Annotated in this window: 20 protein-coding genes and 1 pseudogene; 2 read left to right on the top strand and 19 right to left on the bottom strand. The window is 36.7% G+C overall.

Going from position 1 to position 24299, the window contains the following annotated elements:
* Positions 1 to 25 precede the first annotated feature (25 nt).
* Complete coding sequence (locus MNO09_RS10835; RefSeq protein ID WP_241950117.1) at positions 26 to 823, top strand: hypothetical protein; 798 nt, start codon at positions 26 to 28, stop codon at positions 821 to 823.
* A gap of 101 nt (positions 824 to 924) precedes the next feature.
* Positions 925 to 2472: a recombinase family protein gene (locus MNO09_RS10830; RefSeq protein ID WP_241950116.1), complete on the top strand. Its 1548-nt coding sequence runs from the start codon at positions 925 to 927 to the stop codon at positions 2470 to 2472.
* Between the two features lie 32 nt (positions 2473 to 2504).
* Here MNO09_RS10830 and dpaB read toward each other — a convergent pair.
* The 19 genes and pseudogenes from dpaB to rseP all read right to left on the bottom strand — a co-directional run.
* A pseudogene (dpaB, locus tag MNO09_RS10825) lies at positions 2505 to 2930 on the bottom strand (dipicolinate synthase subunit B); the annotation flags it as partial.
* Entirely contained in the window at positions 2927 to 3829 is a 903-nt protein-coding gene (gene dpaA / locus MNO09_RS10820) for a dipicolinic acid synthetase subunit A (RefSeq protein WP_000954740.1), read from the bottom strand. The pseudogene dpaB and the gene dpaA, both read right to left, overlap by 4 nt.
* Before the next feature lie 274 nt (positions 3830 to 4103).
* Positions 4104 to 4355 (bottom strand): YlmC/YmxH family sporulation protein, encoded by a 252-nt coding sequence (locus MNO09_RS10815; RefSeq protein WP_001239751.1) that lies wholly within the window; start codon positions 4353 to 4355, stop codon positions 4104 to 4106.
* A 129-nt stretch (positions 4356 to 4484) separates the two neighbouring features.
* Positions 4485 to 5726 carry a M16 family metallopeptidase gene (locus MNO09_RS10810; protein ID WP_000593005.1) on the bottom strand — a complete coding sequence of 414 codons (1242 nt, stop codon included), beginning with the start codon at positions 5724 to 5726 and terminating at the stop codon, positions 4485 to 4487.
* Between the two features lie 86 nt (positions 5727 to 5812).
* A complete protein-coding gene (locus tag MNO09_RS10805; RefSeq protein ID WP_000647535.1) occupies positions 5813 to 6712 on the bottom strand; it encodes a polysaccharide deacetylase family protein in 900 nt (299 codons plus the stop codon).
* A gap of 152 nt (positions 6713 to 6864) precedes the next feature.
* Positions 6865 to 9003 (bottom strand): polyribonucleotide nucleotidyltransferase, encoded by a 2139-nt coding sequence (pnp, locus tag MNO09_RS10800; protein WP_000076761.1) that lies wholly within the window; start codon positions 9001 to 9003, stop codon positions 6865 to 6867.
* A 160-nt stretch (positions 9004 to 9163) separates the two neighbouring features.
* Positions 9164 to 9433: a 30S ribosomal protein S15 gene (gene rpsO, locus MNO09_RS10795; RefSeq protein ID WP_001229392.1), complete on the bottom strand. Its 270-nt coding sequence runs from the start codon at positions 9431 to 9433 to the stop codon at positions 9164 to 9166.
* A 100-nt stretch (positions 9434 to 9533) separates the two neighbouring features.
* A complete protein-coding gene (gene ribF / locus MNO09_RS10790) occupies positions 9534 to 10505 on the bottom strand; it encodes a bifunctional riboflavin kinase/FAD synthetase (RefSeq protein WP_000766716.1) in 972 nt (323 codons plus the stop codon).
* A 43-nt stretch (positions 10506 to 10548) separates the two neighbouring features.
* Entirely contained in the window at positions 10549 to 11472 is a 924-nt protein-coding gene (gene truB, locus MNO09_RS10785) for a tRNA pseudouridine(55) synthase TruB (RefSeq protein ID WP_000399354.1), read from the bottom strand.
* Positions 11473 to 11558: 86 nt separating this feature from the next.
* A complete protein-coding gene (rbfA, locus tag MNO09_RS10780; RefSeq protein WP_000776445.1) occupies positions 11559 to 11915 on the bottom strand; it encodes a 30S ribosome-binding factor RbfA in 357 nt (118 codons plus the stop codon).
* Between the two features lie 15 nt (positions 11916 to 11930).
* Entirely contained in the window at positions 11931 to 12212 is a 282-nt protein-coding gene (locus MNO09_RS10775) for a DUF503 domain-containing protein (RefSeq protein WP_000582364.1), read from the bottom strand.
* Complete coding sequence (gene infB, locus MNO09_RS10770) at positions 12209 to 14269, bottom strand: translation initiation factor IF-2 (protein ID WP_000036353.1); 2061 nt, start codon at positions 14267 to 14269, stop codon at positions 12209 to 12211. The genes MNO09_RS10775 and infB overlap by 4 nt, the downstream gene beginning before the upstream one ends.
* Before the next feature lie 4 nt (positions 14270 to 14273).
* Entirely contained in the window at positions 14274 to 14585 is a 312-nt protein-coding gene (locus MNO09_RS10765; RefSeq protein ID WP_001286521.1) for a YlxQ family RNA-binding protein, read from the bottom strand.
* On the bottom strand, positions 14586 to 14858 hold the full coding sequence (gene rnpM / locus MNO09_RS10760) for an RNase P modulator RnpM (RefSeq protein ID WP_000071127.1): 273 nt from the start codon (positions 14856 to 14858) through the stop codon (positions 14586 to 14588).
* 11 nt (positions 14859 to 14869) lie between these two features.
* Complete coding sequence (gene nusA, locus MNO09_RS10755) at positions 14870 to 15976, bottom strand: transcription termination factor NusA (RefSeq protein ID WP_000102596.1); 1107 nt, start codon at positions 15974 to 15976, stop codon at positions 14870 to 14872.
* Between the two features lie 17 nt (positions 15977 to 15993).
* Positions 15994 to 16464: a ribosome maturation factor RimP gene (rimP, locus tag MNO09_RS10750; RefSeq protein WP_000359098.1), complete on the bottom strand. Its 471-nt coding sequence runs from the start codon at positions 16462 to 16464 to the stop codon at positions 15994 to 15996.
* A gap of 333 nt (positions 16465 to 16797) precedes the next feature.
* On the bottom strand, positions 16798 to 21099 hold the full coding sequence (locus MNO09_RS10745) for a PolC-type DNA polymerase III (RefSeq protein ID WP_000060007.1): 4302 nt from the start codon (positions 21097 to 21099) through the stop codon (positions 16798 to 16800).
* A 124-nt stretch (positions 21100 to 21223) separates the two neighbouring features.
* Positions 21224 to 22924, bottom strand: coding sequence for a proline--tRNA ligase (locus tag MNO09_RS10740; protein WP_070169090.1), 1701 nt, complete (start codon positions 22922 to 22924; stop codon positions 21224 to 21226).
* A 109-nt stretch (positions 22925 to 23033) separates the two neighbouring features.
* Complete coding sequence (gene rseP, locus MNO09_RS10735; protein WP_001090237.1) at positions 23034 to 24290, bottom strand: RIP metalloprotease RseP; 1257 nt, start codon at positions 24288 to 24290, stop codon at positions 23034 to 23036.
* Positions 24291 to 24299: the final 9 nt, after the last annotated feature.

Raw genomic sequence — 24299 nt, 5'->3', positions numbered from 1 at the left:
TTTCAATATTTAAAGGAGTATTTTTATGTCTGTAGAAAAAATTTATGATTTATTAAAAATTATAGCTCCACTTCTTGTGTTTCTATGTACTGTAATTGGTTTCTTTTATAATATGTATTTTAAAGTAAAAGTTATTAAAGATTATGATAAAATCTTTTTAAAAAAAGATGAAGTTCAAAAAATTAATTTTATGGATTCTCTTTTTAATTATTTTTTATTTGTTATTGGTATGTATGTAGCACCTGCTACAGGAATTAGTATGTATGTTACAGAAAGAACCGAAGATATTTCCCAGCTTTCCAAAAATATTTTACTTTCATTTTTATTTTTATTGCTAATTATATTTATCATTTCCATAGCAATTTACGCCTATATCTTTTTCTTTTCTAATATTCGTAAAAAACTTAAACATAAAAAAAGAAACCTAATAATTACTTTTATAAGTATAATCTCTAGTAGTATTTTGTATAGTTCTATGCTTACCACTATATTTTTTGAAAAACAAAGTGAAGAATTCATACTTAGCATTATATTATGGCCTATTATTTTAAGCCTTGTTTATTCTTCCATACTAAACTTTTATAATAACAAAGCAGTTAACACGTATCTGGTAAGCACAATAGAAAAAAAAGAACTTGATAAATTAAACTTAATTCAAAGTCACATGCTGGATAATGATAAAATTGTATTATATGAAAGAAATACATCTATAGAAGATACATTTTATATGTGTGACTATTCCTCCGAAGTTTATTTAAAGTACCAGAAACAAAACATATATAAACCTGACGTAATACGAAAGAACCCCCAAAATAAATTTTAGAAATAGCTCCAGAATGGGGCTTTTCTTTTGTTATTAACTATCTTTACTTCTTATGCCTATATACCTATCGTATAATAAACCATAACAAGGAGGTTTCCACAATGAAAACCGCACTCTACCTAAGAAAATCCCGTGCCGATCTAGAAGCCGAAGCACGTGGTGAAGGCGAAACTTTAGCAAAACACCGCGCTACCCTGCTGAAAATTGCCAAGGAAATGAACTTAAATGTTTTAGCTGTTCGTGAGGAAATCGTTTCTGGTGAGAGCTTAGTGAAACGTCCTGAGATGTTAGCACTGCTCGAAGAAATTGAAGATAACAAATATGACGTTGTTCTTTGTATGGATATGGACCGTTTAGGTCGTGGTGGTATGAAAGAACAAGGAATCATTTTAGAGACGTTTAAACGCTCGAATACAAAGATTATGACACCTAGGAAGACTTATGACCTTAATGATGAGTGGGATGAAGAATACAGCGAATTTGAAGCGTTTATGGCCCGTAAGGAGTTAAAGATTATTACACGACGTATGCAACGAGGTCGTGTTGCCAGTGTAGAGGCTGGGAATTATCTTGGCACACATGCACCATTCGGATATGATATCCATCGCTTAAATAAGCGAGAACGTACTTTAACGATTAATCCAGAAGAAGCTTCAGTTGTAAGAATGATATTTGATTGGTATGCACATGAGGATATGGGAGCAAATGCAATTAGAAGCAAGTTAAATGATCTTGGCTACAAAAGTAAGCTAGGTAATGAATGGAACCCCTACAGCATCTTAGATATATTAAAAAATAATGTTTATATCGGAAAGGTGACTTGGCAAAAGAGAAAAGAAGTAAAACGTCCTGACGCTGTGAAACGTAGTTGTGCAAGACAAGATAAATCAGATTGGATTATTGCTGATGGCAAACATGAGCCTATCATACCCGAGAGCTTATTTGAACAAGTACAAGAAAAATTAAACTCAAGATATCACGTTCCTTACAATACGAACGGAATTAAAAATCCTCTAGCTGGCATTATTAAATGTAGTAAATGTGGTTATAGCATGGTCCAACGTTATCCAAAGAATCGAAAAGAAACGATGGATTGTAAACACCGTGGCTGTGAAAACAAATCAAGTTATACTGAATTAATTGAGAAGCGTTTACTCGAGGCATTAAAAGAATGGTACATCAATTATAAAGCTGATTTTGAAAAACATAAGCAAGATGACAAATTAAAAGAAACACAAGTCATTCAAATGAATGAAGCTGCATTACGCAAGATTGAAAAAGAATTAGTGGATGTCCAAAAACAAAAAAATAATTTACATGATTTATTAGAACGTGGCGTTTACACAGTCGATATGTTTTTAGAACGCTCGAATGTAGTTTCTGACCGTATAACTGAAATTACTTCCACTATGGAAAACTTAAAGAAAGAAATTAAAACAGAAATTAAAAAGGAAAAAGTCAAGAAAGATACAATACCTCAAGTGGAGCATGTTCTTGATCTGTACTTTAAAACAGATGATCCCAAAAAGAAAAACAGCCTCCTAAAGTCGGTTTTAGAAAAGGCTGTTTATAAAAAGGAAAAGTGGCAAAGGCTCGATGATTTCGAACTTGTGCTTTACCCTAAGCTCCCTCAAGATGGCGACATATAAGCGTTCGCGCTTTGTTGTCACCTTGTTGGTGTAATTAGATTTACTCCATTCAGCCCTAAAGCATCATTCGTTGAAACAGCCAATACGACAGGCTTGCCATTTCTTAACGTCGCTTTCGCTGCCATTAGTACTGGAGAGTCTGTCATTGCATTTGCAAATTTACTCATAGAATTTCCTGTTAGTGGTGCAATTACCATACAATCTAGTGGAATTTTAGGTCCTAGTGGTTCTGCGCCAACGATTGAATTAATTGCTTTAAATCCTGTTACTTCTTCAATCTTTTTAATCCACTCTGCTCCTTCTCCAAATCTCGTATTTGTTGATTGAACAGTATAAGAAACAACGGGGCGTACTTCTGCTCCCTCAGCAATTAATTTTTCTAAATGAGGCATTACTTCTTCGTACGTACAATGTGAACCAGTAAAACCAAACCCTATTCTTTTCCCTTTTAAATTCATTCCCCATTCTCCTTTCTTGCTATTACGTCTTCTGCTAGTAACTGAGAAAGAACGTTCGCTAAAATTTGTCCTGCTGTTTTTGGAGCAACAATACCTGGTAATCCAGGTGCTAACAGCGCTTTGACTCCTCTTTTTTCCGCATATCTAAAGTCGGTACCGCCTGGTTTAGAAGCTAAATCAATTACTAACGTATGAGCCGGCATTTTCGAAATAACATTCGCTGTCACGACGAGATGCGGAATTGTATTAATGACAATATCGATATTTCCTACTTCTTTCTCAATATTTTGCATATGAAAAGGAGAAAACATCATTTCTGTAATACGTGCAATATGTTCCGATCGTCTTGCTCCAACTTTGACATGGGCTCCTAATGATTGAAATGCTCTGGCAACACTCATCCCTGTTCTACCAAATCCTAAAACCATTACATTGGAACCATGAATTGTATAGTCGGTATGTTGAATTACCATCATTAATGTACCTTCTACAGTTGGAATAGAATTGTAGATTGCCACATCATCACGATCAAATAATTTAACAAGTTTGCGGTTTGTAGTAGATACGAGATTTTCCAAGTAAGGCGTACCAATACCTGAATATATAGTAAAATGTTCTGGTGTATTTTCAATTTGTTCTTTCGTTATAGAAACTTTTTCGTTTGAAAAAATAGTATCTACTTCTCCCTTGGCATTTGTACCTGCAACTGGCAAAATAATTGCATCTACAGAAGTGAAATCTAAATTTTGTATACTTTCTTTTGCTGCCCCTGTGAAGCCATGATCTAACTGATCAAACCCTATCAATGAAAGTTTCGCATCCAATTCAACTAGCTTGCGAATTACTTCTAGCTGTCTTGCATCTCCTCCTATGACAGCAATATGCATCTCAGTCAACATTCCCTAATTCACCTTCTTTTTCTGTCATTTATAAGAAAAGTGCCTACTTTTTCTTTTTCCTCCACATCATATGTAATGTACGAGTTTTAGGTGATTGAAAAACAAAAGCACGTATGATTTATCCCGCTATTTGTATGCAGTTAGGCCTCCATCTCAACATTCGACATATGAGAGGACATTATACGGGAAATTGATTTCCGGTAAACGCTCGATTCATGTGAGCTTTTACTCAGAAGAGAATGAACAAAAAAAAGATGACCAAAATGGCCACCTTTCACTTCGAATTTGAATGATCCGTAATATCACAAAGGATCATATCGTGCCCTACTTTCTTAATTTGGCTCCACGTGACTCTTACTTCTTGTGGTTCCTTTTTAAAACCTCCCCATTTCCCAGCCGGTATGATAAGAGCCTGTATTTGGCCATCCTTCTCATCAATCTCTAAATCCACATAACCTAAAACTCCCATTTTTTCGGCTCTTTCTAAATTTACAATCTCTTTGCCACTTAATTCACTTAATCGCATACACTCTCCCCCTACCGAATTATGAATTTAAGTTATCCATAATTAGTACCTATTCTGTATATCAAAAAAAAATAACCGTATCTCTTTTAAAAGAGATACGGTTATTTTTACATACTTCATATAAAGCAATTATAGTTTTATTCCTTTTGGAAGTTTTCCATCTGGACTAATTAATGCTGCAGAGAATTCATCTGTAAACATGTTACGAATTAACTCATCAACATTTTCTTTTGTTACAGTGTTTACACTTTCAATAATCTCATCAAGTGAACGATGCTTACGAAGTAGCAACTCATTTTTACCATTACGGCTCATACGGCTATTCGTACTTTCTAAACTTAACATTAAGTTTCCTTTTAATTGCTCTTTACTATTAATAAGCTCTTTTTCTGTAATACCTGTATTTTTCAATGTGTCTAATGTTTCTTGCATTGTTTCATACAGTGTATCTAATTGTTGGCTACCTGTTCCACCATACAGCGTTAACATACCTGTATCTTCATAAGAAGAATGGTAAGAAAATACTGAGTAGGCTAACCCGCGTTGCTCACGTACTTCTTGGAATAAACGGCTACTCATACTACCGCCTAAAACGTTATTTAATACAATTAAGTTATAAATATCTTCGTGTCCCATTTGTAAGCCTTTATATCCTAAACATAAATGAGCTTGTTCTGTTTCCTTTTTACGTGCTACCTTATTAAAATGGAAAATTGGGCTATGTACTTGTTCACGGTTTGTTGTTCCTTCATAACTACCGAAATATTGCTCTACCGTTTGTAAGAAGGCTTCATCAATATTTCCTGCAACTGAAACAACGACATTTTCAGGTGTGTAATGATCTTTTATATATTGGCGTAGCGTATCACCTGTAAACGTATCAAGCGTTTCTTCAGTTCCTAAAATAGGATATCCAAGCGGATGCGTTTCATATGTTGCTTTCGTTAACATATCATGCACAATATCATCTGGAGCATCTTCATACATTTTGATTTCTTCACATACGACATTCTTCTCTTTTTTCAGTTCTTCCTCATCAAATGTTGAATTAAAGAACATATCTGCTAATACATCTAAAGCATATTTAGCATGCTCATCTAGCACTTTTGCATAGTAACAAGTGTATTCTTTTGAAGTAAAAGCATTCACTTGCCCACCAATGCTATCAAATGATTCTGCAATTTCGCGTGCACTACGTGTTTCTGTCCCTTTAAAGAACATATGCTCTAAAAAGTGGGAAACCCCATTATTTTTTTCATTTTCATTTCTTGATCCCGCATGGATCCAAATACCAATCGCAACCGATCTTACGGTTGGTATATTCTCCATAACGATTCTTACACCATTTTTACAAGTATATTTTTTAATCAAAAACTTTCCTCCTACTGCCAGTTTCTCTAAATGAGTGCTATTATTTAATGATAACAAGTTTAAGGATGAATGTCATGCAAATGTATTTAATCCACACGTTTTTCATCCAGTAATTCTGTTATATTCCCTACTTTATATCCTTGTTCCTTCAATTTTGTAATCATTGTATCTAATGCTTCTGCTGTAGATGAAGTTGGATGCATTAATACGATAGCACCTGGATGTATTTTTCTCATCACTCTCTGCAGTAATACATCTGGATCCGGTCGCTTCCAATCAATTGTATCTACAGTCCACATAATCGTTCCCATTTGGAAATCATCTGCAATTTTCACGACTTCATCCCGAAAACTTCCACTCGGCGGAGCAAACCATCTTACCTTTTGATTCGTAGCTGCTTCGATCATTCGATTTGTTTTTTGTAACTGATCTCGTATTTCATCAGAAGATAGCGTTTTCATATTAGGATGTGTGTAAGAATGATTTCCAACTTCTTGATTTGCATCGACAATCATTTTTGCAAATCGTAAATTTTCTTTCACCCAACGTCCTTCTAAAAAGAAAGTCGCTTTCACATCATGTTTTTTCAATATTTCTAATATACGAGGCAAATACTCGTTTCCCCACGCCACATTTATTGTTAATCCCACCATATTTTTATTTGGATGTCCCCTATAAATTGGGGCTGGTGATAAATCTTCTAAGTGGACACCCGGTGATACTTCCCTAAATTCCAGATATTTTTGATCAAATTTCTTTAGCTTCTTCATATTATTATAGGATGCTTCAATATCAACTTTTCTTCCATTATATCCTGGTGTTGATTTCCATATTTTATCAATCATCGCATTTTGAGGTGCAATCTCATATTGTTTTGCATGTTTTTGAATTTCTTCATACAAATTATCCTGTGCAAAAACGGAATAAGAGCCTACACTGACATATAAAAAGAATATACATATGTATGCCAATATACGAGCTTTCATATAAACCCTCCCATTAACTATATAAAAACCTTTTTTCTTCTTATCTTTGTTAATTTGAGCGTTATAATGAAAACTATACCTATACTGACATAAAAATATATATAAACCATATTTTTTACATAACAAAAAAAGCCAGTTTAACTGGCTTTTACTTATTGCTGCTCTTGTTTGTTTTCTTCTTTAGCAGCTTCTTTTTCTTGCTCTTCTTTTAGCAATACTTTTCTAGATAGATTCACGCGACCTTGCTTGTCAATCTCGATAACTTTAACTGTAATTACATCACCGATTTTCACAACGTCTTCTACTTTACCTACACGCTCAAGTGCAAGTTCAGAAATGTGCACTAATCCGTCTTTACCGCTGAATAATTCAACGAAAGCACCGAATTTCTCAACACGTTTCACTTTTCCTTCGTAGATTTCACCTACTTGTACTTCGCGAACGATATCTTCGATAATTTTCTTAGCTTTGTCATTCATTTCTTGATTTATTGAAGAAATGAATACTGTACCATCTTGCTCGATGTCAATTTTAACGCCAGTTTCTTCAATAATTTTATTGATTTGTTTACCGCTCGGCCCAATAACGTCACGGATTTTATCTGGGTTAATTGTCATTGTAATGATCTTTGGAGCATAAGCTGATAATTCAGTACGTGGCTCTGCAATAACAGATAACATATGATTTAGAATGTGCACACGACCAACTTTCGCCTGTTGTAATGCCTCTTCTAAAATTTCACGAGATAGACCATCGATTTTAATGTCCATTTGCAGTGCAGTTACACCTTTTGCTGTACCTGCTACTTTAAAGTCCATATCACCTAAATGATCTTCCATACCTTGAATATCAGATAAAATTGTGTAATGCTCACCAGTTTTAACTAGACCCATTGCAATACCTGCAACTGGAGCTTTAAGCGGAACACCAGCATCCATCATTGCTAAAGTACTACCACAAATACTTGCTTGTGAAGTAGAACCATTTGATTCTAAAACTTCAGATACAAGACGTACTGTATATGGGAAATCTTTTTCAGATGGAATTACAGGCTCAAGAGCACGTTCTCCTAGTGCACCGTGACCAATTTCACGACGACCTGGTCCACGCATCGGTCTTGTTTCACCAACACTAAATGATGGGAAATTGTAATGGTGCATAAAGCGTTTTGATTCTTCTACACCAAGACCATCTAAAATTTGCACATCGCCTAATGCACCTAATGTACAAATACTTAATGCTTGTGTTTGTCCACGTGTGAATAAACCAGAACCGTGTGTACGAGATAAAATACCAACCTCTGATGCTAATGGACGGATTTCGTCACCTTTACGGCCATCTGGGCGGATTTTTTCAACTGTAATAAGACGACGTACTTCTTCTTTTACAATTTTATATAAAATCTCACTTACTTGTCCTAATGTATCAGCGTCAGCTTCCTGCGCTTCGTAATGCTCAATTACACGCTTTTTCACTTCGTTAATTGCATCTTCACGTGCATGTTTCTCATGTACTTGAATTGCAGAATGCATATCCTTCTCAGACATTTCACGTACAGCTTGATTAAGATCAGCGTCAACTTCATAAAGTTTCACTTCTGTTTTCTCTTTACCTACAGCTTGTACAATCTCTTCTTGGAATGCAATTAGACGTTTAATTTCGTCATGTCCAAACATAATTGCTTCTAACATTGTTTCTTCAGGCACTTGATCTGCTCCTGCTTCAACCATGTTAATTGCATCTTTCGTACCAGCCACAACAAGGTGAATATCACTTTGTTCTTGCTGTTCTACTGTTGGATTAATAACGAATTCGCCGTTAATACGACCAACTGTTGCACCCGCGATTGGGCCTTCAAATGGAATATCTGAAATCGATAACGCTAATGAAGAACCAAGCATAGCTGCCATTTCAGAAGAACAATCTTGATCAACACTCATTACAATGCTGACAACTTGTACTTCGTTACGGAAACCATCTGCGAAAAGTGGACGAATTGGACGGTCGATTAAACGACTTGCCAAAATTGCTTTTTCACTCGGACGACCTTCACGTTTAATGAAACCGCCAGGGATTTTTCCGACTGCATATAAACGCTCTTCATAGTTTACTGTAAGTGGGAAGAAATCTACATTTTTTGGTTCTTTTGATGCAGTTGCTGTAGATAGAACCGCTGTATCGCCATATCTTACTAATACTGCTCCGTTCGCTTGCTTCGCAAGCTGACTTGTTTCAACTGTTAGCTGGCGACCAGCTAAATCTATCGAGAAGACTTGCTTTTCTTGACTCATTTAAGTACCCCTCTCAATTTAAAGTATTCAATTCTTCTATGTAAATGGATAGTATATCACAATATTCTACCTCTAGTATTACCGAAAATGAAGTAAGCTATAAAGGGTAGAAGATATATTTTTACCTAACAAAAAAGCGGGAATATTCCCGCTTCTTTGACTATCGACGTAAGCCAAGCTTTGTGATTAATTCACGGTAACGTGTGATATCGCTATTACGAAGGTAAGTTAGTAAGTTACGACGTTTACCAACCATCTTTAATAGACCACGACGTGAATGATGATCTTTCTTGTGAGTACGTAAGTGCTCGTTTAGAGTGTTAATTTGCTCCGTTAGGACAGCAATTTGAACCTCTGGAGAACCAGTATCAGTCTCATGAGTTCTAAATTGTGCAATGATTTCATTTTTACGCTCTTGTGTTAAAGCCATCCTATTTCACCTCCTATTAATTAAACCCCCAATTACCTAGCAAGCGTCGGTGAGTCGCAATGCCAAGCAATGGTTGTCATAAAGTACATAACATAGAATACTACTTTTCATTTGAAAAAGCAAGTATATTCTTTTCGTTCGCAAAATATTCTTGTGCTGTTTTCTTATCTTTTGCAATTTGTTCAACTAATTCATCGATGCCATTGAATTTCTTCTCTTCTCTTATACGCATATGCCACTCTACTGTAACATTTTGATCATATATGTCTTTGTTAAATTCAAATAAGTGCACTTCAATAGATAATTGACGCTCATCTTCTTTAAAAGTTGGTTTATATCCAATATTACATACACCATCGTACCATTCATCGTGAACTTTTAATCTCACTGCATAAACACCTACAGGTGGTAATAGATACTCATCACTTAAACCTACATTAGCTGTGGGAAAACCAATTTGGCGTCCACGCTTATCACCGTGTACAACCGTTCCCCCTACTGTATATGCTCTGCCTAAAATAGATGGAATTTGTTCCATTTCGCCATTTCGAATTAACTTTCGTAATGCTGTAGAACTTACTTTCTCTTCTTGAAATTCAACTTTTTCAATCACAGTCTGTGTAAACTCCCCTCTTGCATGAAATGGTAAAGTCTCCATCTTTCCTTTTCCTAAACGTCCATATGAATAATCAAACCCTGCTACTACATGCTTTACATTTAAACCAATAATATAATCATCTACAAATTGTTGTGGCAATAAGCCTGCAAACGATTCATCAAATTTAATAACATATAATATATCGATCCCTAAGTTTTCGACTATTTTTTCTTTATCACACATTGGTGTAATATACTCCGCATGCGCTTCCTTTTTGCCTAAAACAACAGATGGATGCGGATAAAATGTCATAACTGCACTTTTATATCCCCGTTCATCCGCTATTTGTTTCGCAGTTCGAATTACACATTGATGCCCTAAATGAATGCCATCAAAAAATCCTAATGCCATTACAGTAGGTGGTAATTCTAATTTATTTTGTTCATGTGGATGAGTTAAATGAATAAGTTTCACGCTTGAATTCACCTTTTTCTGTAATAATCCTTCCAATAATTCATTATAGCTTTAGTTCTTGATTATTCACAAGTACTTTCATCGGCTTTAGCATACCAGGGTGTTTTGGATGGTGCTCAAAAATTGCAAGGCAGCGATCATTTTTATCAAACACTGTTATAAATGGCGCTGTTATTTGCAATTCATTTTTTAAGAACATACCATTCTTTATTTTCTCTGCTTGCTTTTCATCTACAACCATTTTCGGGAACTTACTTAACGCTTCATCAATTGAAATGAAGATAGACTCTACTGTTCCATTTTGCACGTTTTCTTCAATTTCTTCAAATGATATGCAATCTTCTAATAAAAATTCACCAGAAGCTGTTCTTACAAGGTGAGACATATGTGATGGAAAACCAAGTTTTTCACCAATCATTACTGCTAACGTTCTTACATATGTTCCTTTACTACACGTTACACGGAAACGGAATGAAATATTTTCCCCCTCAAACACTTCACGGTCATCTAGTAATACAAATTCATGAATTGTAATTGTACGAACCGGACGTTCAACTTCTTGTCCTGCTCTTGCATATTCATATAATTTTTTCCCGTTAACTTTTACAGCTGAAAACATCGGAGGCATTTGTTCAATCGTACCTGTTAATGCAGCAAGAGCCCCTTCTACTTCCTTACGAGTAATAACACGATCTACATTTTTCGTTTCAACAACTTCACCAGAAGCATCTTCAGTTGTCGTTGAAAATCCAAGTGTTACTTCACCTTCATATGTTTTCGTCTCACTCGTTAAAAATTGTGCAATCTTCGTTGCTCGCCCCACACAAATAGGTAATACTCCTGTTACATCTGGGTCTAATGTTCCTGTATGACCAATTCGTTTCTCACGCAATATCTTTCTTAATTTAAATACACAATCATGTGATGTCATGCCTTTTGGCTTATGTAATAATACTACACCTTCCATATATGTTCACCTCATCATAATTCTTTCATAGTAATTATCCAAAATTTATTTTGCATTGAAAAAATGGATAGACAAATGTCTATCCATTATTCTTCACGTTTACCGTCTTTATTAATTTGATGTAAAAGTGTATCAATTCGATGACCATATCCGATAGACTCATCAAACTCAAAGGAAATTTCCGGTGTTTTACGAAGACGAATACGCTGACCAATTTCTGAACGAATGAAGCCTTTTGCCTTCGCTAAACCTTTTAATGTACTTTCTTTCTGTTCCTCATCACCTAAAACAGAAATATATACTGTAGCAATTTGTAAATCCCCACTCACTTGTACATCTGTTACTGTAACAAATCCAACACGTGGATCTTTAATTTTACGACTGATGATGTCGCCTAATTCTTTTTTCATTTGCTCGCCTACACGGTTTGCACGTAATTTCATAACTCTTCACCTCATTCAATACCATTCCAATTGTGTTATTGTACGTTCAATTTCAGGAAATGAATCGATGTACTCGAGTACACGATTCATTTCTTTTTCACAAATAACACGATTAGAGGATACAGAAACAATTGCAATTTCTGTACGTTGCCATACATCTTGATGCCCTACTTCTGAAACAGCTACGTTATAACGCTGCTTCACACGAGTTAGCACCCGTTGCAAAATTGCTCGTTTCTCTTTTAAAGAATGCACATCGTAAATCATACACTCGAATGAGAGTGAAGCGATAATCATCGCTTCACTTCTTCCATAATGTACGCTTCAATGATGTCCCCTTCTTTAAGATCATTATATCTCTCAATTGTAATACCACACTCATAGTTTTGTGCAACTTCTTTTACGTCATCTTTGAAACGTTTTAACGTATCAAGTTGTCCTTCGAAAATTACTACGCCATCACGGATAATACGCACGCCACTATCACGTGTAATTTTACCGTCAATTACGTAACAACCTGCGATTGTTCCAACTTTTGTTACTTTGAATGTTTGGCGTACTTCCGCTTGACCGATTACTTTTTCTTCGAATTCTGGATCCAGCATACCTTGCATTGCTGATTCGATTTCTTCGATTACTTTATAGATAATACGGTGTAAACGAACATCAACATTCTCTAATTCAGCTGTACGCTTCGCATTCACATCAGGGCGTACGTTAAATCCAATTACAATTGCATTAGATGCAGAAGCTAAAATAACATCAGATTCTGTAATCGCACCTACGCCTGTATGGATAATTTTAACTTTAACACCTTCAACATCAATTTTACGAAGTGACGCTGCCATTGCTTCTACAGAACCTTGTACGTCTGCTTTCACAATTAAGTTAATTTCTTTTACATCGCCTTCTTGGATTTGTTGGAATAAATCTTCAAGGCTTAATTTAGATTTTTCACCACGCTGAGCAAGTAACGCTTCTTGTGCACGTGATTCACCGATTTGACGAGCTTTCTTCTCATCAGCGAATGCCATGAAACGATCTCCTGCTTGTGGTACTTCGTTTAAACCTGTAATTTCAACAGGAGTTGATGGACCAGCAACTTTTACACGACGACCAATATCACTTACCATTGCACGAACACGTCCGAATGAAGTACCAACAACGATTGGATCTCCAACTCGAAGTGTACCGTTTTGAACAAGTAATGTCGCGATAGTTCCTTTACCTTTATCAAGCTGTGCTTCGATTACAGTACCAGTTGCATAGCGGTTTGGATTTGCTTTATATTCTTCTACTTCACTTACAAGAAGAATCATTTCTAATAAGTTGTCAATTCCTTCACCTTGAATTGCAGAAATTGGTACGAAAATTGTATCTCCGCCCCAAGCTTCTGGAACTAATTCATATTCTGTTAATTCTTGCATTACACGATCAGGATTTGCCGCTGGTTTATCCATTTTATTCACAGCTACAATAATTGGTACTCCAGCTGCTTTCGCATGGCTAATCGCTTCAACTGTTTGTGGCATAACACCATCATCAGCTGCAACAACAAGGATTGTAATATCCGTTACTTGCGCACCACGAGCACGCATCGTTGTAAATGCCGCGTGACCAGGCGTATCTAAGAATGTAATCTTCTTGTCATTTACTTCAACTTGGTATGCACCAATATGCTGAGTAATTCCACCTGCTTCGCCTGCAGTTACTTTTGAATTACGGATAGAGTCAAGTAGAGTTGTTTTACCATGGTCAACGTGCCCCATAATTGTAACTACAGCTGGACGCTCTTTTAAGTTCTCTTCATCATCTTGCTCATCGATGAATGTTTCAAATTCAGTTTCACTTACAACTACTTCTTCTTCTACTTCAATACCATAATCAGTAGCAATTAACTCAATTGTATCTTTATCTAAGTCTTGGTTAATTGTTGCCATAATTCCAAGCATAAAGAGCTTCTTAATAATTTCAGATGGCTCTTTGCTTAATTTTTTAGCAAGCTCACCTACTGTAAGGCTTCCAGAGAAAGTAACTTTATCTGGTGTTTCTACAGTTTGTGTTTGTTGTCTTCCAGCAAAGTTATCTTGACGTTTGTCTTCATTTCCCTTGCCTTTTTTCTTTTTCTTATTGCTGTTCTTTTTACTACGAACAACTTTTTCTTCTACTTCAAACTCATCTGCAACAGAAGGTTTTTCAGTTTGATACGCATTATCTAATTTATTTACTACTTCATCTTCTAACATTGTCATATGATTCGAAACCTCGATATTCATTTCTTTTAGTTTTGTCATAAGATCTTTACTTGAGATATTATGTTGTTTTGCATATTCATGCACTCGAATTTTACTCATACCTTCACCCCCGGTAATTTGTATCGAGCATGCTACGCAGCTTTTTCGCAAAGCCCTCATCTAACACAGCTACAACGACTCGCTCGTCTCTCCCAATCGCATGCCCTAATTGTTGTCGATTTTCGACCTTTCTCATTGGTACGTTGTAATACGTCGCTTTATCCGTGATGCGTTTTGTAGTATTTGCTGACGCATCTTCAGATAGCAATACAAGTTTTGCTTTGCCACTTCGTACTTCTTTTAAAACAAGTTCTTCACCCGAAATAATTTTCCGAGCCCGGTTTGCTAGTCCTAAAAACGATTTCCAATCGGACACTTATTTCGACTCCTTCTCAACAAGCTCAAGAAGCTCTTCGTATAGAGAACCGTCGATTTTCGCTTTTAGATGATGTTCCAAAACATTTTTCTTTTGGGCTTGAAGAATACTTTCTTTATCTTTTGATAAATAAGCACCTCGTCCTGATTTCTTTCCAGTTAAATCAATGGACACTTCTCCCTCTTTGGAACGAACAATGCGAACGAGCTCTCGTTTTGATTTCATTTCTTGCGTTGCAACACATTTTCGTAACGGAACTTTTCGATTGCTCATACTCATCACCTCTATTCGATTTCGTCTTCAACTGAATCGAATCCGAATGCGATTACGCTATCTTCTTCTGTTACAATACCAAGTTGTTTCGCATCAGACTCACTCTTAATATCAATTTTCCAACCTGTTAATTTAGCTGCAAGACGTGCATTTTGTCCACGCTTACCAATAGCTAATGACAGTTGGTGGTCTGGAACAACAACAGTTGTTGCTTTTTCTTCTTCATCTACAAGAACTTTAACAACTTGTGATGGGCTTAAAGCATTTGCAACATATTCTACTGGATCATTTGACCAGCGAACGATGTCAATCTTTTCGCCTTTTAATTCGTCTACAATGCGTTGTACACGTTGTCCTTTCGGTCCTACACAAGAACCTACTGGATCAACATCAATGTTCTCTGCATGTACAGAAATTTTAGAACGATCGCCAGCTTCACGTGCTACAGAACGAATTTCAACAGTTCCATCATAAATTTCAGGAACTTCCATTTCGAATAAACGTTTTAAAAGACCAGGATGTGTACGTGATACGTAAATTTGTGGTCCTTTTGTTGTTTTTTCTACTTTCGTAATGAATACGCGAATACGATCATGTGGTTTGTACTGTTCGTTTGGCATTTGCTCACTTACAGGTAATAAAGCTTCTACTTTCCCTAAGCTTACATAGATAAAACGAGCATCTTGACGTTGTACGATACCCACCATGATATCTTCTTCACGGTCACTAAACTCAGAGTAAATAACACCACGCTCTGCTTCGCGCACTCGTTGTGTTACAACCTGTTTTGCAGTTTGTGCTGCAATACGACCGAAATCTTTTGGTGTTACTTCAATCTCTAGTACGTCACCATCTTGATAGTTTGGATTAATTTGTCTTGCTTCTTCAACAGAAATTTCAAGACGTGGATCAAACACATTATCTACAACGTCTTTACGTGCTAAAACTTGAATTGTTCCCACTTCTGGGTTAAAGCTCACACGAACGTTTTGTGCTTGATTAAAATTGCGTTTATAAGCAGAGATTAACGCTGCTTCAATCGCATCAATAATAATATCTTTGCTGATTCCTTTTTCTGACTCTAATACGAGCAAGGCATCTAACAACTCAGTGCTCATGAAGATCCCCCTTCTAACTAAAACGTAACAGCAAGTCGCGCATTTGCAACTTTATCCATTGGAATTTGGATTTCTTTTTTACGTGTTTTAATTGTTAATAATAATGTAATTGTAGTACCATCGTAGGAAAGTAGCTTTCCTTCAAACATTTTTTCACCATCAATCGGCTCATATGTTTTAATTGCCACTTGTTTTCCTACCGCTTGCTGGAAGTCTTTCTCTTTCTTTAATGGGCGTTCCGCTCCAGGAGATGATACATCCAAAAAGTAAAGATGAGGAATTGGATCCTCTTTATCTAAAGCTTCGCTTAAACGTTCACTTACCGCACCGCATTCTTCAATGTCGACTCCCTTTTCAGAATCGATGAATACGCGTAAGAACCAGTCTTGTCCTTCTTGCACATACTCTACATCTACAAGTTCAAGATTTAACTCTTCAACGATTGGCTGCGCAAATGCTTCTACAACTTCTGTGACTTTCTTATCCATAAACAGCCTCCTTCCTGCCGCCATGTACCATTTACAAGAAAAGACCCCGTCCATAAAAACGGTCCATCTTATTCTTTCTCGTTAGCTAACAAAAGCCCCTGCCGTTAAGCAGGGAATATCTGTCTTAGTATTACCAAATTTAAGAAGTAAAACTTGTAACAAAATATGTATATACGACAGAAATTTCTTACCTCTCCACATCAATAAAACGTAGATAGTAACACGAAAGAGTGGGTTTCCCCACTCTTTTTTTTACACAATATACATGACATGGTTATCTCGGTTAATAGTATACCATAGCAAATGTTGATTTGCAAAGACTTTTCCTACCTATTAGAACAGTGATAACTGGTTTTGATCAGGTAGATCGCCTAAGCAACCTTGACTATCTAAATACTCAATAATTGTTTTCGAAACCTTACTGCGCTGCTGTAAATCTTCTTTTGATAAGAAATCTCCATTTTTGCGTGCTTCTACAATACTTAAAGCTGCATTTGTACCAAGTCCAGGCACTGCATTAAATGGAGGAATTAAAGTATCCCCATCAATAATAAATTCTGTTGCATGCGAACGGTATAAATCAACCTTTTGGAATGAGTATCCACGCTCACACATTTCAAGTGTCATTTCTAGTACTGTTAATAAACTTTTCTCTTTCGGCGCTGCATCCAAACCTTTTTGCGCAATTTCATCAATTCTTACACGTATAGATGCTGAACCTTTCGCCATCGCCTCTATATCAAAGTCATCTGCACGAACTGTAAAGTATGCCGCATAGAATAGAAGCGCGAAATGTACTTTAAAGTATGCAATACGTACAGCCATAAGTACGTAAGCAGCCGCATGGGCTTTAGGGAACATGTACTTTATTTTCTTACATGAATCAATATACCAACCTGGTACATTATTACTTTTCATGTCATCTTCCCATTCTTCCGGTACACCTTTACCTTTACGAACTGACTCCATGATTTTGAAGGCTAATGATGGGTCTAAACCTTGATAGATTAAATATACCATGATGTCATCACGACAACCGATAACTTCACTCAGCGTACATGTACCGTTATAAATTAACTCGTTTGCATTACCAAGCCATACGTCTGTACCATGTGATAGTCCAGAAATTTGGACTAACTCAGAGAATGTCGTAGGTTTCGTCTCTTCTAACATCTGCCTTACGAATTTCGTACCAAACTCTGGTATACCAAGCGTACCTGTTTTACAGTTAATTTGTTCTTCCGTTACCCCTAACGATTCCGGGCCTGAGAAAATTTTCATTACTTCCGGATCGTCTGTTGGGATTGTTTTCGGATCAATACCACTTAAATCTTGTAACATACGAATAACAGTCGGATCATCGTGTCCTAGTATATCAAGTTTCAATAAATTATCATGAATGGAGTGGAAATCAAAGTGTGTCGTTCTCCACTCAGCCCCTATTGAATCCGCCGGAAACTGAATTGGTGAGAAATCAAAGATATCCATGTAATCTGGCACAACGATAATACCACCTGGATGCTGTCCGGTTGTACGTTTTACGCCCGTACATCCTGCTACTAAGCGGTCAATCTCTGCATTTCGAATCGTTAAATTATGATCATTTGCATAACCTTTTACATATCCATAAGCCGTTTTTTCCGCAACTGTACCTATTGTACCCGCACGGTATACATAATCTTCACCGAACAGTACTTTCGTATAGTTATGGGCACGTGGTTGGTATTCCCCGGAGAAGTTCAGATCGATATCGGGTACCTTATCTCCTTTAAATCCAAGGAACGTTTCGAACGGAATATCATGTCCATCTTTCACGTATGGAACATTACATGCAGGACATTCTTTATCCGGCAAGTCAAAACCAGAACCTACAGAACCATCATTAAAGAATTCTGATTGCTTACACTTCGGACATACATAGTGTGGTGGTAATGGGTTTACTTCTGTAATTTCCATCATCGTTGCAACGAATGATGAACCTACCGATCCACGCGAACCTACTAAATATCCGTCTACTAATGATTTTTTTACGAGCTTATGTGAAATTAAATAAATTACGGCGAATCCATGCCCAATAATACTTTTTAATTCTTTTTCTAAACGCGCTTCTACAATTTCAGGTAACTCTTCACCATAAATGCTACGCGCCATTTTATAACTCATGTCACGCGTCTCATCATCTGCACCTTCAATTTTCGGTGTATATAGATCATCTTTCACTGGATGAACATCACCAATTAATGATGCAATCTTCTGTGTATTCGTTACAACAATTTCTTTCGCTACGTCTTCACCTAAGAATGAAAAACACTCTAACATTTCATCCGTTGTACGGAAATGTACAGGTGGTAAAGAATGTCGGTTTAACGGATTGGCTCCGCCCTGCGAACTGACTAAAATTTTGCGATACATCGCATCCTCTGGATCTATATAATGCACGTTTCCTGTAGCAACAACTGGTTTATCTAACGTCTCACCTAGTTTTACTAAGTTAGAAATAATTGTTTTTAATTGTCCCTCATCTCGAACAAGTTCACGTTCTACTAAATGACGTAACACCTCTGGAGGCATTACTTCAATATAATCATAGAACTGCGCAATTTCTTCTACCTCTTCAGGAGCTTTTTGCATCATCGCCTCAAATACTTCACCTTTATCACAAGCCGTTCCTACTAAAATTCCTTCACGATATTTTTTTAATAGTGACCTTGGTACTCGTGGTACACGATAAAAATAATTTAGGTGAGAATAGGAAACAAGTTTATATAAATTTTTCAACCCTACATCTGATGTGGCAAGTAACGTCATATGACTTGGACGTCCACGCTTATACGCATCCCCTTGCCCCATGCTATCATTTAATTGATCGTGATATTCAAATCCCTTTTCAATCACATCTTTTAACATTTTCACAAGTAAGTATCCCGTTGCTTCTGTATCATAAATCGCACGGTGATGTTGCGTTAATTCAATATCAAGCTTTTTACACATCGTATTTAATCGATGGTTTTTCATTTCCGGGAATAAGAATCTTGCAAGTTCTAACGTATCAATAACAGGATTATTCGTTTTTTCTAGTCCAGCCTTTTTAAAACCTACGTTAATAAAGCCCATATCAAAACTTGCGTTATGAGCAACAAGTGTATGGTCGCCCATCCATTCTTCAAACTTTTTAAACACTTCGTCCACTTCTGGTGCATCCGTTAACATATCATCTGTAATACCTGTTAATTCAATAATCGTCGCAGATAATGGTTGATGTGGATTTGCGAAAGATTCAAAGCGGTCAATAATTTCGCCACCTTTTACTTTTACAGCCGCTAACTCGATAACAGTATCATATACAGCTGATAAACCTGTCGTCTCAACGTCGAAAACAACATACGTTTCCTCAGCAAGTAAACGATGCGCTTCGTTATATGCAATCGGTACACCATCATTAACTAGATTCGCTTCTACACCATATATAACTTTAACCCCAGCCTTTTTACCCGCAGAATATGCCTCTGGGAAAGACTGCGCAACAGCATGGTCTGTAACAGCGATTGCCTCATGTCCCCATTTACCTGCTTGGGCAACAAGTCTAGAAATAGGAGTAACAGCGTCCATTTGGCTCATCGGTGTGTGAAGATGCAGCTCTACACGTTTTTCACCTTCTGGCGCTTTATCTTTACGAGACGGTCCTGTTATTTCATTTATATCATTTGCAATCATTACTAAATCTCGAACGAATGTATCATTTTGAACAGAACCACGCGCTTTCACCCACATTCCTTTTTTCAAGGATTGCAGCATTGGAATATCTTCTTTGTCACGCGAGAACATTTTGATCATAATTGAATCCGTATAGTCTGTTATTTTTAAAGTTAATAACGTACGGCCACTACGCAGCTCTTTCGTTTCTACATGGAAGACGTACCCTTGAACTGTTTTTCTTCTTTCTTCATCTTGAATTTCTCGCATCGGTGTAATCTCTTCATCCGGCTTAATAAGATATCCGAGTACAACCGGTCCTTCATGCACAACGCTACTTTCTTCAGCTTGCTTCTTCGCCATTTCTTCCATAGCTTGTATAACACGTTCACGATCTTCTTGCTGCGTTTGCTCACGAAACTTTTGCATTTCTTCTGTATTTTGCTGTATATGTGTGTCTAACTGAAAACGCGGGAATCCAAAAGTTTCGTATTGATCCCCTACTGGTTTCGCAACGTTTTTCTTTAAAGCAGTAGATTCCAGCTCATTATTCACATTTATTAGCAACTTCACTCCATTCACCTGCGGAAGCTGCTTCTTTAAGTAAGCAAACATAGGTGAAAATGTAATTCGTTCCGTACAAAGCGGCCAATACGCCCTCACTTCTTCTTCTGTAAATTGTTTATTCTCTGTTTCTAATGCAAATGTTGTTCTTGCAATATGAGAAAATGATTGCTTAAGCTTTGTTTCTAGCAATTCATATAATTCTGTAGGCAAAATACGTGGCACTTGTAAATCAAAATGCCAACTTTTATTCGATTTATCAATAACGAGCCTTTCAATACCACCACCTTGTAAATATTGATTTATAAGGTCGTCTGGTATTTGCAACTGCTGGAGCAAAATTTGAAATCGCTCTTGTTGTTCATTTGTTAAAGACATAAGCACTCTCCTTCCATTTGCTATTATAAATTGAAACGTACTACAAAGAAAGATTTCTCCCTACTTCTTTTACAAAATACGTTTACAAAGAAAGAGAAGGTACCTCATTACGAGGTACCTCTTCTTATTTTAAAATATTTGCAATGTATGTTTGAAGTTCTTCTACTTTCACTTCTTCAGACTCGCCTGTAGCACGTACTTTCACTTCTACAATACCTTCGTCTGCTTTTTTACCAACTGTCACGCGAACTGGAAGGCCGAATAAATCTGCATCTGCAAATTTAACACCTGCACGTTCTGCACGATCATCTAGTAATACTTCGTACCCTTGCTCTTGTAATGAGTTGTAGATGTTTTCACCCATTTCACGTTGCGCATCAGATTTCATATTTACTGGAATTACATGCACATGGAATGGTGCTACAGCTTTTGGCCAAACTAAACCGTTCTCATCATTAAACTGCTCTGCGATTGCTGCCACTGTACGAGATACACCGATACCGTAACAACCCATAATAAGTGGTTGTGTTTTTCCGTTTTCATCTAGGAATGTTGCGTTCATTGCTTCACTATAACGTGTTCCTAATTTGAATACATGACCAACTTCAATTCCGCGTGCGAAAAGAATTGTTCCATTTCCGTCTGGAGATCGGTCTCCTTCTTGAATGAAGCGTAAATCTGTATATTGACTTACTTTAAAGTCGCGTTCTGGATTTACATTTACATAATGGAATCCTTCTTCGTTTGCTCCTGAACATCCGTTAACAATTGATGCTACAGCATGGTCAGCGATAATTTCGATATCACCTGTTACACCAATCGGTCCTAAAGAACCAACTTCACAGTTTAATAATTCTTTCACTTCTTCATGAGAAGCAAGCTCAACAACTGAAGCGCCGTATACGTTTTTCACTTTTACATCGTTTACTTCATGATCACCACGAACAAGTACAACTACTAATTTTTCATCTACTTTAAATACCATAGACTTAATGCACTTGTCAGCTTCAATGTTTAAGAATGCAGATACTTCTTCAATTGCTTTTTGATCTGGTGTTGCTACTTTTTTAAGTGCCTTTTCTGCTTCATCACTCTTCGTATACGTAGCTACCACAGGAGCCATTTCGATGTTTGCTGCATAATTAGATGTATCAGAGTATGCAATTGTATCTTCACCAACTTCAGATAATACCATAAATTCATGCGTATCTTTTCCGCCCATTGCTCCAGAGTCAGCAATAACTGCACGGAAATTCAAGCCACAACGAGCAAAAATGTTAGAGTATGCTTTGTATAAGCGATCGTATACTTCATCTAAGCTCTCTTGTGTAGCATGGAAAGAGTATGCATCTTTCATTAGAAACTCTCTTCCACGTAATAAACCAAAACGCGGTCTTTGTTCATCACGGAATTTTGTTTGAATTTGGTACAATGTTAACGGTAATTTTTTATATGATTTCACTTCATCACGTACAAGATCCGTAATTACTTCTTCATGTGTCGCTCCTAATGCGAATTCACGAGCGTTACGATCTTTCATACGCATTAATTCAGATCCGTAAGAATACCAACGGCCTGATTCTTGCCATAATTCTGCAGCTTGCATCGCTGGCATTAATAATTCTACAGCTCCTGCGCGCTCCATTTCTTCTCGAACGATACGTTCTACTTTGTGTAGTACTTTTAATCCAAATGGTAGAAAACTATAAATACCAGAAGCATTTTGACGCATAAAACCTGCACGAAGTAATAACTGATGACTCTTAATCTCCGCATCAGCTGGAACTTCACGTAATGTAGGACTGAATACCATACTTTGTTTCATTTATTCGCACCTCTTCATTTTACTCTTACACGCAGTAAAACCCCTCACCTCGAGTTAGGTGAGGGATTTTATTCTACGAGCTCTATTTCATTATAAGTTTCACTTTATTTTACAAGAAAAACTTACGAATGTCATTCCAAGTTACAACTAACATAAGTAACATTAATAATGCAAAACCAATAAAGTGAACCATTCCTTCTTTTTGGCGGTCAATTGGTTTCCCTCGTAACGCTTCAATTAAGAAGAAGAACAAACGTCCACCGTCTAAAGCAGGGACTGGTAGTAAATTAAATAAACCAAGGTTAATACTTAAAACTGCTGCTAAACTTAATACACGCGTAAATCCATAATCTACAACTTGATCTGTTAGATTATAAATTCCCACTGGACCTGACAACTCATTAATAGAGAATTGACCAGTTACTAATTTCACAAGTGAATCAAAAATTAGTTTTGTCCATTGGTATGTTTGTTCAAATCCTGATTTAATAGAACCCATTACTGTTTTCTCTACTGGAGAGTAAACACCAATTCTACCTACTTCGTCTTTTCCTTCTTTATCGAGCGTTGGCGTTACTTTTACATTAAACTGTTCACTATCACGCTTTACTTGTAACGTAATTTCTTTATTTGGGTTTTCACGTACAATGGTAACAACATCTTTCCATGTACTTGTGTTTTTCCCATCGATTGCTTGAATTGTATCATTTTCTTTTAATCCAGCTTGCTCGGCTGCACTATTTTCCATTATTTTTCCGACCATTGGCTTGTCAACAGGAACACCTTGTACAAATCCAAGAATCACAAAAATAACAAATGCTAAAATGAAGTTCATTGCAGGACCTGCAAAGATTGTTAAGGCACGTTGACCCAATTTCTTGGAGCCGAACTGCCTATTATACGGAGCAATTTGTATTTCTTCACCAGCAGTAATAATACGAGCCTTTTCATTCACTCGGAATGTTTGAAGCTCTTCCTCGTACTCTTCATAGCCCGAAATTGTTAAATTATGCTCTAAATCAGCTTGTTCGACTTCAATGACACGAACATTTGGATACTTTTCATATCCATCAAAAACTAATTTCGCAACCTCGTCTTTTTCATTTAATACAAGGCCAACCTTTTTTCCAGGCTTTAACTCAACTGTGTCTGCATCTTCGCCAGCCATTCTTACATAGCCACCAAGAGGCAGTAATCGAATCGTATACACCGTTTCATTCTTTTCAAATGAGAATATTTTCGGACCAAAACCAATCGCAAACTCACGGCATAAAATACCTGCTCTTTTTGCGAAATATAGATGCCCTAGCTCATGGAAAAATACGAGTGCACCGAAAATTAATATAAAGGCAATCGCTGTATTCAATTCCATAAC

Source organism: Bacillus sp. N5-665 (assembly GCF_022637375.2).
GTDB lineage: Bacteria > Bacillota > Bacilli > Bacillales > Bacillaceae_G > Bacillus_A > Bacillus_A wiedmannii.
This window is presented reverse-complemented; position numbering and strand designations above follow the sequence as displayed.

What these genes read in the sequence shown, in the direction of transcription:
- MNO09_RS10745 (WP_000060007.1), bottom strand. Translation starts at nt 21,099, where the DNA reads ATGTCTTTAACAAATGAACAACAAGAGCGATTTCAAATTTTGCTCCAG.
- rpsO (WP_001229392.1), bottom strand. Translation starts at nt 9,433, where the DNA reads ATGGCTTTAACACAAGAGCGTAAAAATGAAATCATTGCACAATTTAGA.
- infB (WP_000036353.1), bottom strand. Translation starts at nt 14,269, where the DNA reads ATGAGTAAAATTCGAGTGCATGAATATGCAAAACAACATAATATCTCA.
- dpaA (WP_000954740.1), bottom strand. Translation starts at nt 3,829, where the DNA reads ATGTTGACTGAGATGCATATTGCTGTCATAGGAGGAGATGCAAGACAG.
- truB (WP_000399354.1), bottom strand. Translation starts at nt 11,472, where the DNA reads ATGGAAGGTGTAGTATTATTACATAAGCCAAAAGGCATGACATCACAT.
- MNO09_RS10815 (WP_001239751.1), bottom strand. Translation starts at nt 4,355, where the DNA reads ATGCGATTAAGTGAATTAAGTGGCAAAGAGATTGTAAATTTAGAAAGA.
- nusA (WP_000102596.1), bottom strand. Translation starts at nt 15,976, where the DNA reads ATGAGCACTGAGTTGTTAGATGCCTTGCTCGTATTAGAGTCAGAAAAA.
- pnp (WP_000076761.1), bottom strand. Translation starts at nt 9,003, where the DNA reads ATGAGTCAAGAAAAGCAAGTCTTCTCGATAGATTTAGCTGGTCGCCAG.
- rnpM (WP_000071127.1), bottom strand. Translation starts at nt 14,858, where the DNA reads ATGAGCAATCGAAAAGTTCCGTTACGAAAATGTGTTGCAACGCAAGAA.
- MNO09_RS10740 (WP_070169090.1), bottom strand. Translation starts at nt 22,924, where the DNA reads ATGAAACAAAGTATGGTATTCAGTCCTACATTACGTGAAGTTCCAGCT.
- rbfA (WP_000776445.1), bottom strand. Translation starts at nt 11,915, where the DNA reads ATGAAATTACGTGCAAACCGTGTAGGCGAGCAAATGAAAAAAGAATTA.
- MNO09_RS10835 (WP_241950117.1), top strand. Translation starts at nt 26, where the DNA reads ATGTCTGTAGAAAAAATTTATGATTTATTAAAAATTATAGCTCCACTT.
- rimP (WP_000359098.1), bottom strand. Translation starts at nt 16,464, where the DNA reads ATGGATAAGAAAGTCACAGAAGTTGTAGAAGCATTTGCGCAGCCAATC.
- MNO09_RS10775 (WP_000582364.1), bottom strand. Translation starts at nt 12,212, where the DNA reads ATGATTATCGCTTCACTCTCATTCGAGTGTATGATTTACGATGTGCAT.
- MNO09_RS10830 (WP_241950116.1), top strand. Translation starts at nt 925, where the DNA reads ATGAAAACCGCACTCTACCTAAGAAAATCCCGTGCCGATCTAGAAGCC.
- MNO09_RS10805 (WP_000647535.1), bottom strand. Translation starts at nt 6,712, where the DNA reads ATGAAAGCTCGTATATTGGCATACATATGTATATTCTTTTTATATGTC.